This window comes from Amycolatopsis sp. NPDC049868, assembly GCF_044461365.1.
GTDB lineage: Bacteria > Actinomycetota > Actinomycetes > Mycobacteriales > Pseudonocardiaceae > Amycolatopsis.
The window spans coordinates 52,079-66,536 of sequence record NZ_JBITKV010000016.1 but is presented as its reverse complement, the minus strand read 5'-3'; the positions used below and the strand labels follow the sequence as shown (position 1 = coordinate 66,536).

16 protein-coding genes are annotated in these 14,458 nt (G+C 69.0%); 4 read left to right on the top strand and 12 right to left on the bottom strand.

Going from position 1 to position 14,458, the window contains the following annotated elements; genetic code table 11:
• The first annotated feature begins 59 nt into the window (after positions 1–59).
• Entirely contained in the window at positions 60–986 is a 927-nt protein-coding gene (locus ACIBTM_RS40485; protein ID WP_395882432.1) for a hypothetical protein, read from the top strand.
• Here ACIBTM_RS40485 and ACIBTM_RS40480 read toward each other — a convergent pair.
• From ACIBTM_RS40480 to ACIBTM_RS40465, 4 genes are all read right to left on the bottom strand, one after another.
• Positions 923–3,097 (bottom strand): bifunctional lysylphosphatidylglycerol flippase/synthetase MprF, encoded by a 2,175-nt coding sequence (locus ACIBTM_RS40480; protein ID WP_395882431.1) that lies wholly within the window; start codon positions 3,095–3,097, stop codon positions 923–925. The two genes, ACIBTM_RS40485 and ACIBTM_RS40480, sit on opposite strands and share 64 nt — an antisense overlap.
• Positions 3,098–3,168: 71 nt before the next feature.
• A complete protein-coding gene (locus tag ACIBTM_RS40475) occupies positions 3,169–4,020 on the bottom strand; it encodes a hypothetical protein (protein WP_395882430.1) in 852 nt (283 codons plus the stop codon).
• Positions 4,017–4,943, bottom strand: a complete 927-nt coding sequence (locus tag ACIBTM_RS40470) for a hypothetical protein (RefSeq protein WP_395882429.1) — start codon at positions 4,941–4,943, stop codon at positions 4,017–4,019. The genes ACIBTM_RS40475 and ACIBTM_RS40470 overlap by 4 nt, the downstream gene beginning before the upstream one ends.
• A gap of 9 nt (positions 4,944–4,952) precedes the next feature.
• Complete coding sequence (locus tag ACIBTM_RS40465; RefSeq protein ID WP_395882540.1) at positions 4,953–5,639, bottom strand: HAD hydrolase-like protein; 687 nt, start codon at positions 5,637–5,639, stop codon at positions 4,953–4,955.
• Between the two features lie 127 nt (positions 5,640–5,766).
• Here ACIBTM_RS40465 and ACIBTM_RS40460 point away from each other — a divergent pair, with 127 nt between their 5' ends.
• Complete coding sequence (locus ACIBTM_RS40460; protein ID WP_395882428.1) at positions 5,767–6,765, top strand: ABC transporter permease; 999 nt, start codon at positions 5,767–5,769, stop codon at positions 6,763–6,765.
• Here the strand turns inward: ACIBTM_RS40460 and ACIBTM_RS40455 are convergent.
• The 3 genes from ACIBTM_RS40455 to ACIBTM_RS40445 are packed head-to-tail and all read right to left on the bottom strand — an operon-like array spanning position 6,703 to position 8,502.
• Complete coding sequence (locus tag ACIBTM_RS40455) at positions 6,703–7,113, bottom strand: secondary thiamine-phosphate synthase enzyme YjbQ (protein WP_126736027.1); 411 nt, start codon at positions 7,111–7,113, stop codon at positions 6,703–6,705. The genes ACIBTM_RS40460 and ACIBTM_RS40455 overlap by 63 nt on opposite strands.
• 5 nt (positions 7,114–7,118) lie before the next feature.
• Positions 7,119–7,928 (bottom strand): DUF3626 domain-containing protein, encoded by an 810-nt coding sequence (locus tag ACIBTM_RS40450; RefSeq protein ID WP_395882427.1) that lies wholly within the window; start codon positions 7,926–7,928, stop codon positions 7,119–7,121.
• 10 nt (positions 7,929–7,938) lie between these two features.
• Entirely contained in the window at positions 7,939–8,502 is a 564-nt protein-coding gene (locus ACIBTM_RS40445) for a helix-turn-helix domain-containing protein (RefSeq protein WP_395882426.1), read from the bottom strand.
• A gap of 31 nt (positions 8,503–8,533) precedes the next feature.
• Here ACIBTM_RS40445 and ACIBTM_RS40440 point away from each other — a divergent pair, with 31 nt between their 5' ends.
• A complete protein-coding gene (locus ACIBTM_RS40440) occupies positions 8,534–9,064 on the top strand; it encodes a GNAT family N-acetyltransferase (RefSeq protein WP_395882425.1) in 531 nt (176 codons plus the stop codon).
• A 32-nt stretch (positions 9,065–9,096) separates the two neighbouring features.
• Here ACIBTM_RS40440 and ACIBTM_RS40435 read toward each other — a convergent pair whose 3' ends face one another.
• The 5 genes from ACIBTM_RS40435 to ACIBTM_RS40415 form a co-directional block, all read right to left on the bottom strand.
• Positions 9,097–9,741: a response regulator gene (locus ACIBTM_RS40435; RefSeq protein WP_395882424.1), complete on the bottom strand. Its 645-nt coding sequence runs from the start codon at positions 9,739–9,741 to the stop codon at positions 9,097–9,099.
• 8 nt (positions 9,742–9,749) lie between these two features.
• Positions 9,750–11,012 carry a sensor histidine kinase gene (locus ACIBTM_RS40430; protein WP_395882423.1) on the bottom strand — a complete coding sequence of 421 codons (1,263 nt, stop codon included), beginning with the start codon at positions 11,010–11,012 and terminating at the stop codon, positions 9,750–9,752.
• A gap of 187 nt (positions 11,013–11,199) precedes the next feature.
• Positions 11,200–11,412: a hypothetical protein gene (locus ACIBTM_RS40425; RefSeq protein WP_395882422.1), complete on the bottom strand. Its 213-nt coding sequence runs from the start codon at positions 11,410–11,412 to the stop codon at positions 11,200–11,202.
• A gap of 10 nt (positions 11,413–11,422) precedes the next feature.
• A complete protein-coding gene (locus ACIBTM_RS40420) occupies positions 11,423–12,538 on the bottom strand; it encodes a fatty acid desaturase family protein (RefSeq protein ID WP_395882421.1) in 1,116 nt (371 codons plus the stop codon).
• A 13-nt stretch (positions 12,539–12,551) separates the two neighbouring features.
• Complete coding sequence (locus ACIBTM_RS40415; protein ID WP_395882420.1) at positions 12,552–13,643, bottom strand: ferredoxin reductase; 1,092 nt, start codon at positions 13,641–13,643, stop codon at positions 12,552–12,554.
• A gap of 89 nt (positions 13,644–13,732) precedes the next feature.
• Here ACIBTM_RS40415 and ACIBTM_RS40410 point away from each other — a divergent pair, with 89 nt between their 5' ends.
• On the top strand, positions 13,733–14,389 hold the full coding sequence (locus ACIBTM_RS40410; protein ID WP_395882419.1) for a TetR family transcriptional regulator: 657 nt from the start codon (positions 13,733–13,735) through the stop codon (positions 14,387–14,389).
• Positions 14,390–14,458: the final 69 nt, after the last annotated feature.

The window sequence follows — 14,458 nt, the reverse complement described above, 5'->3', positions numbered from 1 at the left end:
CTTGCCGGCAGAAACCTGGATCCACCGATATACGCACCGCAATCCCGACGGAGGACGCTGTGTTCGGCAAAAAGCGCAGGGATTCCCCGGGCTACGAGGACAACGCGGCGCTGGACGGGTTCGGGGGCTATCAGCCCTCGGACTCGTCCGGCTACACGCCCGCTTCCGAGACTCCGGCGCCTGAACCGGAGCCGGAGAAGCCCGCGAAGCAGCCGATGTCGCGGAGCGGGCGAAAGGCCATGTACGGCTTCTTCGCGACGCTCGGCGTCATCGCGGTGGCCGCGCTCGCGAACAACGGTGACCGGTCGTCGGAGAGCAGCGCGCCCACGCCCCGGGCCCCGACCGTCTACACGCCTTCGCCTCAGGTCGTCGCGCCGCCGGTGACCGAAGGCTGGCAGTCGGTGGCCGGGAAGGACGGCGTCTACGCCTACGACGTCCCGCCGAACTGGACGCCGAAACCCGGCACGATCCACGGCTGGGAGAAGGGCACCCAGGTCCCGGGCATCACCATGGTCGCCAGCGCCTTCGTCGGGGAAGGCTACTGCCCGCAGGAGAAGCGAAGCAGGATCGGCGGCAGCGGCGTGGCCAACATCAAACTCGCCGACCCCGCCGCCGCGGCGAAGAAGGCGATCGACGACCTCGCCGTCAGTGCCTACAACCCCGAAGACGGCCCGCTGACGGCCAAGATCACCGCGGAACCGCCCCAGACGACCGAGTTCACGCTCGGTACCGGCAAGAAGGTCCCCGCGAGCATCGTCCTCGCGGAGGTCGTCACGCCGCCGGGAGCGTGCGGTGCCCATCGCGCCTTGGTCGGCGTGATCGCGCCCCAGCTGGGCGAAGCCTCGGCGGCCCTGGCCGTCTATTCGGGCCAGGACGCGCCGGGCGGAGCGGACCGCGAGCTGATCCTGAAGATCCTCAAGACCTACCGCGGTGTCCCGGAAGCCGACCGCAAGACCATCACGCCGCCGCCTTCGACACTGCGCTGAGGCTTCTTGCCCGACCGCGCGAGCTTCGCCAGCCGGAGCAGCCCGGTGTTCGGCAGGTAGGCCCGGCCGAGCGCGATCCCGATCCGCGGCAGATCCGCCTCGTCGCGGAACGCGAGGTACAGCGGCACGTGGCGCGGCTGGAACTTCGCCTTGAACGCGTGCAGCGAACGGAAGCCGTAGAACGGTTCCATCATCGTGCCGAGCGCGTCGAGCACCCGGTCGACGGCGTGCGCGGGTTCGCCGGAGCTTGCCAGCGGAGCACCGGACAGCGAAACGAACTTCGCACCTTCTTCGCGGAAGGCCAGGCATGACGACGCGATCAGGAACTCCATCGACGGACGGAACCCGTCGGCGCGTTTGCGCATGACGTCGAGCGTCCAGCCGCCGATCGCGCCCGCACCGGTGTACACCGGCAGCCACGACGTCACACCGTGGACCACACCTTCGGCGTCCACCGCGAGCCCCACGCGGGTCTCGGGATCCATCGCCTCGTCGACGCCGCCGAGGGTGAAGCCCATTTCCGGCATGCCCTTGTCGCCGATCCACTCCTCGGAGATCGCGCGGACCTGCGAGATCACCGCGCGCGGCTGGTCGGCGAGCCGGACGAGCCGGAACTCGATGCCGTCCTTCTTGGCGCGGTTGAGCGCGGTCCGCACGTCCTGCCAGCGCTTGCCCCGGAATTCCAGCGTTTCCAGCTCGATCAGGGTGTCCTCGGCGACCTGGACCTGCTTCCAGCCGAGCTCCCCGGTCTTGGCGGTGGTGTCACCGGTGGCGGAGAACAGGCACGGCACGAGCCCGGTGTTCTCGCACATCGTGATGAACTCGGCGATCGTCCGGTCGGCGGCGCCGTCCGGGGCGATCGGGTCGCCGAGGGCGATGGCGACCCCGGCGTGGCGCCGGTAGGCGAGGTAGGACTTGCCGTCCGCGGCCACGAAGTACGAGTTCTGCGGCCAGGTCGTCATCCACGAAAGCGTGCTTCCGCCGTGGCGGCTGAGCAGCGTGCGGGCCAGCGCGGGATTGCCCATCCGGCCGAGACGGCGGCGCTTCCGCCGCGACGGCACGCGGAAAGCGCCACGCGAGGAGACCAGCAGCGCGAATTCGACCGTCCACAGCAGGTTGTCCACGAAGAACAGCGGCGGATCCATCAGACCGGCGTCCTCGTCGAGGATCTCCGCGAGCGTGAGCACCCCGCCGTAGACCATCACCTGCAGGATGACGAACGAGGTCAGGATCATCGCGCACCACCAGGCGACCTGGCTGCCCTTGCGGAGGCCGTTCATGATCGGCACCACGATCAGGCACAGGACGACGACTTCCCAGGTGGACAGCGAAAGCTCCTCGGACGAACCGAAGGGACCGTTGCCCGGCACGAAGGACATCACCAGTTCGGCGACCGTCAGCACCAGCAGGCCGGCCATCACGTAGAACCGCCACTCGCGAAGGCTCGGCCTCCGTTCGCGCGAGGATTCCTTGGCGCCGACGAACTTCCGCCCGAACGGCAGCGCGAGGACGAGGGCGAAGAAGTGCACGAGATCGGCGAGCGTGCCGACGAAGATGATCGCGACCCCGGCGTAGACGCACAGTCCGGCGCGCAACCGCAGGCGCCACGGCGGGCGCAGGGTGGCGCTGGCGACCGCGACCGCGGCGAGCGCGCCGCCGGAGAAGCCGACGTCGAGGCTGCCCGCGACGCGTTCCGCCCATTCCCAGCCGGAGTTGCGGCTCAAGGCCAGGAACTGGACCGCCACCAGCACACTGACGAACTGGCCGCCGATGGTGACGGCCATCGCCCGCCGGGTGCCGAGCCGCCATTCCGCGAATCCGGCGAACAACGCGAAGCTGAGCACCATCGGCACGTAGTACAGCGGGACGACCGCGAACAGCGGTCCGGTGAACAAGGTCCACCACCGGCCTGCTTCGAGCGACGGCAGCCCATACGCGATGTACGGGTACACCGCGCGGTCCTCGGCGGCCGACCAGAGCGCGCCCGTGGCCAAGGCGAGCGCGAGCATGGTCACCGTGACGAGGGTGGTGAAAGGCAGCCGGCGCCTCAGCACCGTGGCGATCTTGTGTGTCCGGCCCGGCGCGGCCGTCCCGCTTCCCCCTTTTGGCATGGAACTCAAATTAGGGGTGGGCGGTGCCCGGACACATCCGGCACGGGACCCATATTTCCCTTAGGGGAGTGCTACTCGCGACGGATGCTCTCACCCATCTTGAGGACGACACCGCTGGCTATCGCACCGGGAATCCCCTGGTCCGCCAGTACCAGAAGGACGTGGTAGCGGCCCGATCCGGGCAGTGCGCGCAGCGGGAGGGCGATCGCGGTGATCGCGACCGAAGGCGCCGGGCACGGCCCGTCCTGGGCGGGGACGACGGTGGTGGTCACGGCGGTGGCGGTCGTCCCGCCGTCCAGGACGGGCACCGGCCCGGCCTTGCCGATCTCCGCCTTCGGGGCGTGTCCGTACGCCGCTTCGGCCCAGCGGATCGTCGTTTCCTCGGCCGCCTGGGCGAGCCCGCCGACCTCGCCCTCGTCGATGGTGGTGAACCCCGCCATCGCGCGTGCCGAAAGATCGGAGCCGGGGCAGAAGGCGTGCCGGTACCGTGCGACGCCTTGCAGGGTGACGAGGTCCCCGGCCGGGGTTTCGTAGCCGATGGCGACGTCGGGCTCTTCGAGCTTCCAGTCCGGTGGGGCGTCGTAGACGAGCGGGTGATCGTCGGACTGCACCGGTTGCCAGCCCGCGATCACGGGCTCGATCCGGGTGGCGGGCACCGGGTCGGGCAGGACGAGATCGTGGGCGGACGGCGGTGGGGGCGCGGTCCTGGCCTGATAGGTGGCCGTCGTGCCGACGGCGAGGACGAGGACCAGTCCGAGGACCCCCAGCGTCGGCCTGAGGCGCAGGCGGCGGCGCGGCGGAACGGTTTCCCGGATGACCGGAAGCGGCCTGGTCTGTTCGGCTTCGGTTTCGAGCGGTCGCCCGGTGAGCGGATCGACGAACCACTGCCGAGGTTCGTCGATGTGCCCACCGGGGCCGGTCATTGCTGAGGCCTCAGACTCGCGAGGATCTTCTGGGCGTCCGCCTCCGGCAGCGCGTCGGGGGTGCCCTGGTCGATGGCCATGACGAAGCAAATGGTCTGGTCGCCGGATTTGAACGCGGCCGAGGTGACCTTCACGCTCGGGGCGCGGCAATCCTCGGTCTCGGCAGGGGTGAACGTCCCGGTCGAGCTGACCGCCTGGATCGAGCCGCCCGCGATCGGCACCTGCGTGATGGCGGGCAGCGGGACCTCGGCCTTGCCGGTGGCGGCCTGGATCCAGAGCCGGACGGCACCCCTGGCGGCGTTCTCGACCGGGATCTGGTCCGCGGTGGCGAAACCGACGACACCGCGGTTCGAGCCGCGGGCCTCCGGGCAGGCGCCGAGTTTGTACGTCGACGCCTCGTGGATGACCATCTTGAACTCGCCCTCGTTGTAGCCGACGATCTGGCCCGGCTCGGTCTCCCAGCCCGACGTGGGCAGGTCGTAGGCGGTTCTGTCCTTGACCGACAGGATCCCCTGCCAGCCGGGTGTCGTCGAGGGGACTTTGTTGTCCTTCGGTGCTCCGCTGCTCGCGGACGGCGGTTTCGTCGCCGAAGACGGCGGCGGCGCGGGCGCGGAGGACGACGGCGGTGCCGCCTGAGGCTGCGGCTCTTCGCCGTCACGCAGGACGAAGAAGAGCGTGGCGCCGACGGCGATGACCAGCACGAGCGCGCCGAGGCCGATCCACAGGCCCTTCTTGCCGCCCTTCGGCGGCTCCGGCGCGAAACCCTGGTACGTCTGCTGCGGGAACTGCTGGAATCCCTGCTGCGGGTAGCCCTGGTACTGCTGCTGGGGATCCTGCGGGTACTGGGGCGGGTATCCCTGCTGCTGATAGGGCTGCTGCGGTTGCTGCTCCGGCCAGCCGTTGCCGCCGCCTGGGTATGCCATGAAACGAGCTTAGTTGGCGCCCCCGAGCACGGCCGCACGTACCGCTACCAGGTCGGACAGGTCGCCGAGCACGGTGTGCGCGCCCGCGGCGGCCAGTTCCTCGGCGCTGAACTGCCCTGTCGCCACGGCCACCGCGACGGCGCCGTTGTCGAGCGCGGCACGCACGTCGTCCGGGGTGTCGCCGATGACGACGACCGACTCGGGCGCGAACTCGGTGCCGTGTTTCGCCGAAGCGTGGCCGACAGCGGCGGGTACCAGGTCGGGCCGGTGCGCCGAGAGCGAGCCGTAGCCGCCGATCTCGAAGTCCACGTGCTCGTGCAGATCGAACGCGGTCAGCTTGTGCACCGAGATCTCCGGCAGATTCCCGGTGACCAGTGTCTGGACGATGCCGCCGTGTGTGGCGAAGGCGGTCAGCGCGTCTTTGGCGCCGGGGAGTGCCCGGCCGCTCGAAGACAGGGTCGGGGCGTGGCTTTCGGAGACCGCGATCAGCGCGAGCCAGAGCTTGCGCACGTTCTCCTCGGTGGGCTCGACGCCGTGCGAGGTCAGGATGTCCGCGCTGATGGCGCGTTCGGTGCGGCCGCCGAAATTCGGCAGGGCCCGCAGTTCGACGCCGGCGACCTCGGCGAGCGCGGTCGTGTACCAGGCGGCGCCCACGCCGCGCAGGTCCACGAGGGTCTGGTCGATGTCCCACAGCACGAGCCGGTGCGGAGTAGTCACGCGATCGACGGTACCGGTGACCTTATTCAACGTCTGTTGACTTCTTGGTGGCCGAGGCCTACCTTGGCAGCTAATTCAACAAGTGACGAATAAATGGAGAACGGTCATGCCGAACCGTCGCCCCGCTGGGGCCTTCGCCTTGCTAGCCGCTGTGGCCGGTGCGCTGGTCGCCGTCGTGCTCGGCTTCCTCACCTTCGGCGCGCAGGCCACCGTCGCGCCCGACGGACTGCCCCTCGCCGTGGCCGCACCCCCTGGGCCGCTCCAGGCGGCCGCGAACGGGATCGCCTCCCACGGCGGAGGTCAGGTCTCGTGGCGGGTGACCTCACCCGAAGAAGGCCGGAAACTGTTGGAGGACAAGGAGGTCTACGGTGTCCTCGAACTTCCGTCGACGGTCGTGCTCTCCGGGGCGGTGAACCCGTCCGGGACGCAGATCGCGCAGCAGGCGCTGGCCGGTGCCGCGCAGGCACTCGGCGGGACGCCGAAGATCGAAACGCTGCACCCGGCGAGCGCGGCGGGCCGGGTCGCGCCGCTCGCGCTGAGCGCGCTGGCCTGGGTCGGCTGCCTGGTCGCGGGCGCCGTGCTGGTCCTGGCCGGACGGCGGATCGGCCGGGACGCGGGGGCTGCCGCGCGCTTCACCCAGATCGTCGCGGCGGGCGTGCTGGTCACCGCCGTGCTGGCCGGTTTCCTGAAACTGTGGGACTCCGCGCTCCCGCTCGGCTGGGACGTCCTCGGCTTCCTTTTCCTGGCCTCCACCGGATTCGCCGCCCTGCAGGCCGGGCTGCTCAGGCTGCTGGGTGTGCGGGCGATGGCGATCCTCGGCCCGCTGTACCTGGTCGCGCCCGCCGTCGCGGGCCAGGTGCCGGAACTGCTGAACCCCGCGTACCGCGCCGTGCTGTGGTCCTGGACGCCGTTCCGGTTCTCGGCGGAAGGGCTCCGGAGCCTGCTGCAGGGCGTGCCCGGCGCGCCGGACGTCACGACCGGGGTGTGGGTGCTCGCCGGGCTGCTCGTGGCAGGACTGGTGCTCGCGCTGTGGCCGGGCCGGTCAGCCCTCCAGCAGGCTGAAACGGACACGCCGGACCGGGTTGTCCAGGTTGGTGTCCACTAGGCAGACCGACTGCCAGGTGCCCAGCGTCATCACCCCGCCGAGCACCGGGATCGTCGCGAACGGCGGCAGCAGCGCGGGCAGGACGTGGTCACGGCCGTGACCGGGGCTGCCGTGCTGGTGCCGCCAGCGGCCGTCGCGGGGGAGCAGTTCGTCGAGCGCCGTGAGCAGGTCTTCGTCGCTGCCGGCGCCGGTTTCGAGGATCGCCAGCCCGGACGTCGCGTGCGGGACGAAGACGTGCAGGATCCCGTCTTCGGCGTCCGCGTCGCGCAGGAAGGCCTCGGCGTCCTTGGTCAGGTCGTGCACCACGGCCACGCTGCCGGTGCGCACCTCGATCTCCGTGGAGTACATGCACGTCACGGTAGTGCCCCGAAGCGGGCGACGTAGTGCCAGACGCGTTTGAGGGCCTGCTGGTCGATGTGCCGGGCTTCGCCCAGGACACGCGGGTCGAGGTAGCCGTCTTCCGCCAGCGCCAGGCCGAGTTCGACGAATTCGGCGCCGCGGTATGCCGGGTGCCGTTCGAGTTCTTCGGTGGACAGGCGGAAACCCGGATGCCATTCGACCGGGCAGCCGAGCCGTGAAGCGGCCTTTTCCACGTCGGTGCCACGATGGCTCGGGTCGAGCACCAGGGCCTCGACATCCTTCGCGAGGTCGACAGGGCCGTGGACGTGTGCCTCGATGTAGTCGTCGAGAAGGTCGGTGTCGTCTCGGGCCGCCAGCTCGATCAATGCGGAAACCCTTGTGCCGTAGCCGAAATCCGCCGGATTCAGCACGCTGTCCGGATAGCAGAACGTCGTCCGCGCGCTCGTGTGCGCGGCCATGCGGAAATGGGCCGAACCGAATCTCGGCGCGCCTCCGTGGACACGGCGGCGGAAATTCAACGCGCCGTACTTCGGCCGATCGGCCGCGGGCGCGTCGTCGTAGGCTCCGCCGAACATCCGGCTCTCCCAGTGCCAGCGGTCGCCGCCGGGACGCGCGGTGAGCCCTCCGTTGCTCGTCCCGGTTTCGAACTGGTTGCGGTAGAACCCGTCTTCGGCCATCGCTTCGAGCGGCAGGCGTCCGTCCACTGTGGATCTGTCGGGGTGGAAGTGCAGGGTCACCGGCAATCCGGCCTCGTGTCCGCCGCGTGCTTTCGCCGCGACGTAGGCGAGGGCCCGGGACTTCATCGTCCGAGTATCAGGCGTGCCGCCGGGCGAGCGCGACCAGATATCGGACCGGTTCCCCGGTCGGGTTGACGTAGGCGCAGGGCTGCGGGGTGCCGAGCTGCAGGCAATCGCCCGCGTCGAGTTCGTGCTCGACGTCGCCCTCGCGGAATCGCAGATGCCCGTCGAGTACCCAGATCTGGTGATGGGTCAGTAGATAGGTGTGGGCGGGGAAGGCGACCTCGGCGCCCGCGGGCAGCACGACCTCGACCAGTTCCAGCGGCCCGCCGAGCGAAGGCGAGACCGCGCGGCGCACGTACCCGGTGTCAGGGTCGGTCCACGTCGGCTGATCGGCGGCGCGCACGAGCCGCCGGTCGCCGTGTTCGGCGCGTGCGATCAACTCGGACAACGTCATCCCGAGCGCCGCGGAAAGCCTGCTGAGCAGGACTGCCGTCGGCTGCGCCTCGCCACGTTCGATCTTGCCGATCATCGCCCGGGACACGCCAGAGGACTCGGCGAGTGCGTTGGCCGAAAGGTTCTGATCGAGTCTCGCGGCCTGGAGCGTCGCGGCGAGCGACGCGGACAAGGGATCCGACATGCTGTTCATTATAGTGGCAGCCTCGGTTACTATGGTTGTCATGGTGATCAGGGAAGCGACGGAAGCCGACGCGACGGCGTGCGCGGAGATCTACGCGCCGTATGTCACCGACACGGTGATCTCGTTCGAAACCGAGCCGCCCAAGCCGGACGAGATGGCCGAACGTATCGCCAAGGCGCAGAAATCGCACGCATGGCTCGTGCTCGAAGACGACGAAGGTCGCGTCGTCGGCTACGCCTACGGAGGCCCCTTCAGCGGCCGGCCGTCGTATCGCTGGTCTTGCGAGGTCAGTATCTATCTGGAGCTGGGCCGCCGGAGGACCGGTGGCGGGCGCGCGCTCTATCAGGCGCTGCTGGACGAGCTGGCGTCCCGCGGCTTCCGGAACTTCTGCGCGGGGATGGTGCTGCCGAACGACGCGAGCGCCGGGCTGCACCGCGCGCTGGGTTTCGAGCCGGTGGGGACGTACCGGCGGATCGGGTACAAACACGGGGCGTGGCGGGATGTCGCGTGGGTGCAGCTTTGCCTGCCTGAGCCGGACGGGGTTCCGGTGGAGCCGCGGTGAGCCGCGTTTCCGGAACTCGCGAGACACGCGCCTCAAGACTCCAGGTACCGCAGCACCGCCAGAACCCGCCGGTTGTCCCCTTCGGACTGTGACAGCGCCAGCTTCCCGAAGATGCTCGACACGTACTTCTCCACCGAGCCCGCCGAAAGGAACAGCGCCGCCGCGATGGCCGAGTTCGACCGGCCCTCGGCCATCAACCCCAGCACCTCGCGCTCCCGCGGCGTCAGTCCCGCGAGCGCGTCCGTCTTCCGGGTGGCGGTGAACAGCTGGCTGACCACTTCCGGGTCGAGCACGGTCTCGCCTTCGGCCACCCGGCGGAGCGCGTCGAGGAAATCCGACACCTCCGCGACGCGGTCCTTCAGCAGATAGCCGACGCCGCCCGCGCGATCGGCCAGGAGTTCCGTCGCGTACTGCGTCTCGACGTACTGCGAGAACAGCAGAATCGCGCACCCCGGCAGTTCCGCGCGGAGCGCGATGGACGCGCGCAGTCCTTCGTCCGTGTGCGTCGGCGGCATCCGGATATCCACAATGGACACGTCCGGCCGATGTTCGCGAACCGCCGCGCACAGGCTGTCGCCGTCGGCGACGGCCGCGACGACCTCGTGCCCCCGAAGGTTCAGCAGTTCGACGAGCCCCGCCCGGAGGATGGCCGAATCCTCCGCGATCACGACGCGCACGCCGCCCCCTATTTCCGTATCGGTATTTCCGCGCTGATCACCGTAGGCCCTCCCGGAGGGCTGTCGATGTCGAGCCCACCGTCCACCGTCGCGAGCCGCTCGGAGATCCCGGCGAGCCCTCCGCCGCTTACCGGCCGGGCCCCGCCTTCACCGCCGTCGCGCACCACGAGCCGCAGGTCGTCGCCGACGATACCCACGTCGACCTCGATCGCGGAGGAAGTGTGTTTGGCGGCATTCGTCAGCAGTTCGGCGACGGTGAAGTAGGCGATGGTCTCGATCGACGGGGACGGCCTGCTCGGCAGGTCCACGGTGATCCGCGCGTCGATGCCCGAGCCCGCGGCCAAAGTGGACAGCGCGACGTCGAGGCCGGCGTCGAGCGCGGCGGGATGGATGCCGCGGGCGAGGTCGCGAAGTTCGACGAGCGCCTGTTTCGCGTTGGCGTGCGCGGCGGTGACCAGGGCGGTGACCTGCTCGATGTCGCCGTCGCCGGACAGTTCGTCCTTCGCGATGCCGAGCTTCATCGCCAGCGCGACCAGCTGGGCCTGCGCGCCGTCGTGCAGGTCGCGTTCGATCCGGCGCAGCCGCCGGGTCGCGTCGTCGACCGCGGTCGCGCGGCTGCGTTCGAGATCGCGCACCCGCTTCGAAAGGTCCTCGGCGCCGAGAACGCCGCGTACCAGCAGACGGTCGAACTCGGTGAGCCCGTGGACCACCCACGGCATCGCCAGCAGGACGGCCAGCCCGGTGACGGCGAGCGGCAGGGTGAGGGGCCAGATGTCGACGCGGAGGTCGAACGTCGGCATGGCCTCGCCGTTCAGGGTGAACCAGAACAGCGGATAGCTCAGCGTGCTCACCGCGTACACGAACAGGGTGACGACCAGGAAGAACTCGATCAACGACAGCGGCAACCGGATCACCAGGTAGGCGATCGACCGCCAGCCGAGCGGATCCCCGAGCTTGCCCTTGACGCCGTTCCAGAGGCCTGGCCGCAGCTCGGGCCGGGCAGGCGGGGTGACCGTCGTCCGGAGCAGGGCGCGTGCCAGGCCGATGTGGGCGGTGCCGATCAGCCTGGCGCCGGCCAGGACGCCGATGAGCACCGGAAGCCCGATGGTCAGCAGGCTCAGGCCCGCGCCGAGGAGCAGCCCGACGACCACGAGCGCCGCGAACGCCAGCGTCAGCGGCGCGCCGATGAGCACCCAGGTCAGCTCGCCCCAATACGCGCGGTTCAGCTGTGCGCTGAGGACGCGTCGAGGCAGGGCGAGGCGGGTGATCACGGCTTCAGCCTGCCGTGGCCACCCGCCCCGTGCCCATCCAGGTTTCCCTAGTCTTCGCGGCTCTACGCGCGCTTCGGACTTTCACCAGGACGGCACGCGGCTGTCGGACATGTCGCGAAAGCCACTTTCGCGACGTCAGATGTCCCGAAAGTGGCTTTCGCGACATGCCCAGGCCTGTCCTGCAAGTTCAGGATGAGCCCTGGTCTTCGCGGTTCTCGTCCGCCTGCGCCCGCTGGGACGCCTCACGCATCTCGATGACGTCCGTCAGCCAGTCGCCCGTCTCGCGGGCGATGTCCCGGATCGCGCCGGTGATGATCGTCGCGATGTTGCCGATATGGGTGGCCGCGGACTCGGTGACCTCTTGGACCACGTCCTTGGTGCTTTCGAACTGACCGACCATGTCAGACACCTTAAGCCGCTCGGAGGGTCTTGTCGCTCTCCACGGTAGCCGGGGTGCGGGGCTCACCGTTCCACGGCAGGGCGAGTTTCACGATCTTCTTGGCCACCGAGAACAGCTGCTTGTGCAGGGGACCGGTGTTGTACGGCAGGCCGTACTTCTCACAGATCGCCCGCACCTCGCCCGCGATCTCCGGGTAGCGGCGCGCCGGGATGTCCGGGAACAGGTGGTGCTCGATCTGGTGCGAGAGGTTCCCGGTCATGATGTGGAAGAGCTTGCCGCCGGTGATGTTCGCCGAGCCGAGGATCTGCCGCAGGTACCACTGGCCGCGCGACTCGTTCTCGGTCTCCTCTTCGGTGAAGCTCTCGACGTCGGCGGGGAAGTGCCCGCAGAAGATGATCGAGAACGCCCACAGGTTGCGCGTCAGGTTCGCGGTGGCGTTGCCGAGGAAGGTCAGCGGCGCGAGCGGACCGGTCAGCAGCGGGAAGAGCACGTAGTCCTTGCCGACCTGGCGCCCGGCCTTCCGGAGCATCTTCATGCCGACCTCCTTGTTGTCCGACCACTTGCGCTCGCCCTTGACGACGCGGTCGAACTCGAGGTCGTGCAGCATGACGCCCCATTGGAAGAACAGCGCGAGCAGCGTCGCGTACACCGGGTTGCCCAGGTAGTACGGGTTCCACTTCTGCGCCGGGTCCATCCGCAGGACGCCGTAACCGATGTCGCGGTCCTTGTCGAGGATGTTGGTGTAGGTGTGGTGGATGTAGTTGTGGGAATGGCGCCAGTTCTCCGAAGGCGCGACGGTGTCCCACTCGAACCGCTGGGAGCTCAGCGCCGGGTCGCGCGTCCAGTCGTACTGGCCGTGCATGACGTTGTGGCCGATCTCCATGTTGTCGAGGATCTTCGCCACCGAAAGCGCGGCGACGCCGGCGACCCAGGCGGGCGGGAAGAAACCGGCGAACAGCAGTCCGCGGCCGGCGACTTCGAGCGCGCGCTGGGTCTTGATGACGTTGTGGATGTAGTCGACGTCCACCTGGCCGAGGTCGGCGACGATCCGCTGCCGGATCTCGTCCAGTTCGCGGCCGAAGTCCTCGACCTGCTGAGGGGTGAGCTTGTCCTGCAAGCCGGTCATGGCCCGCTCCTTTCTAAGCGTTGATCTCGACGTCCCCGACCGGGACGGAGATGCAGAGCTGGATCTCTTCGTTCTCTTCGCTGGAGGTCTCGCCGGTCTTGGCGTTGCGCACGCAGCCCGAGGTCTTGATCTGCGTGCAGGAGAAGCAGATGCCCATACGGCAGCCGTGTTCCGGGCTCAGTCCCGCTTCTTCGGCCTGCTCCAGCAACGGTTTCCCGGAGTTGGCGATCTCGCGGCCGCTGCGCGCGAAGCGCACCTGCCCTTCGGCGTTCTCGGTGTCGAAGGTGAGCGCCGGCGGGGTGAACTCCTCGGTGTGCAGATGTGCACCGAGGCCGTCGGACTCGAAGACCTCGCGGACCGAGTCCATCAGCGGCTTCGGACCGCACAGGAAGGTTTCGGCGTCGGGGTACCACGGAGCGGCCTCCGCGAGGTGCTCCTTCGAGAAGAACCCGTGCAGGTCGCCGCCGGTTTTCGCGTGAGTGAACGCGTGTACCACCCGCAGGCCGGGCAGGCGGCGGGCGAGGTCGGCGAGTTCGGCGCGGTAGAGGGCGTCTTCGGCGCCGTTGGAGTAGTGCAGGAAGGCGAGATCGCCCTCGTACTTCTCGTCGGCCAGCGTGCGCAGCATCGACAGGACGGGCGTGATCCCGCTCCCGCCGCTCAGTAGCAGGATTCGCCGCGGCCTCGGCGAAGGCAGGATGAACTCACCGTCCGCAGTGGACAGTCCGAGTACCGAACCGAGGGTGACCGTGCGGTTCAGGTGCCGCGAAACGAGGCCATGGGGGTCGGCCTTGATGGTCAGTTCCAGTGTGCCGTCGTGCTCCGAACCGGCGGGTGAGTAGCAGCGGGTGCGGCGGACGCCGTCGATCTCGACGGTCACCCGCACGTACTGGCCCGCGAGGTGGCCGCGCCAGGCCCGGCTCGGCCGGATGGTCAGCGTGACCGTGTCGGGCGTCTGCCGCCGGACGCCGGTGACCAGGCCGCGGATCTCGCGGCGGACCAGCATCGGGTCGACGAGTTCGAGGTAGCGGTCCATGCCGTGGGGCGTGAGCAGGGCCTCGGCCAGCGAGGCCAGCCGCCTGGCCCTGCGCGGTACCAGTGCCGTCATCACTTCTCCCAAATTCAGTGAACGCTTGTACACTGAACAGTGAAGTGGTGAAGATTCCGCTTGTCAACGCGAGAGGACACCGATGTGACGTGGGTGATAGCGCGGAGGCGATTACGCTGTCCGTCGTGACAACCGAGCCCGTTTCCCGGCAGGAACGCAAGCAACGCACCCGGCAGGCACTGCTGGACGCGGCGCTCGACCTGGTCGCGGAACGCGGGTTCTCCGGGCTCAGCCTGCGCGAGGTGGCGAAGCAGGCCGGGATCGTGCCGACGGCGTTCTACCGCCATTTCGCGTCGATGGACGAGCTCGGCGTGGCGCTGGTCGAGGAGTCGATGCGCACCTTGCGCACGATGATCCGCTCCGCGCGCACGAGGCCGTCGGCGTACCACGACATGATCCGCTCGTCGGTGCGCATCCTGCGCGAGCACGTGCGGGCACACGAGGACCATTTCCACTTCCTGACCAGGGAGCGCTACGGCGGCACCGGCCCGGTCCGGCAGGCGATCGGCTTCGAACTCAAGCTCTTCGTCAGCGAACTCGCCGTCGACCTCGCGCGGTTCGACTTCCTCCGTGACTGGAGCACCGAAGATCTGCACCTGCTCGCCGACCTGATCGTGACGACCATGCTCACGACCGTGCTGGAGCTGCTCGAAACACCTTCGCGTGACGACGAGATCGTCCGCACGGCCGAACGGCGGCTGCGGCTGATCTTCCTGGGAGTGCCGAACTGGCGCAGCGTTCCGTGATGCGGAAATCGTTGCCATAGCGCGCATATGACGTCGCGCACCTGGATCGATGGCTGGATCGATCGTGAT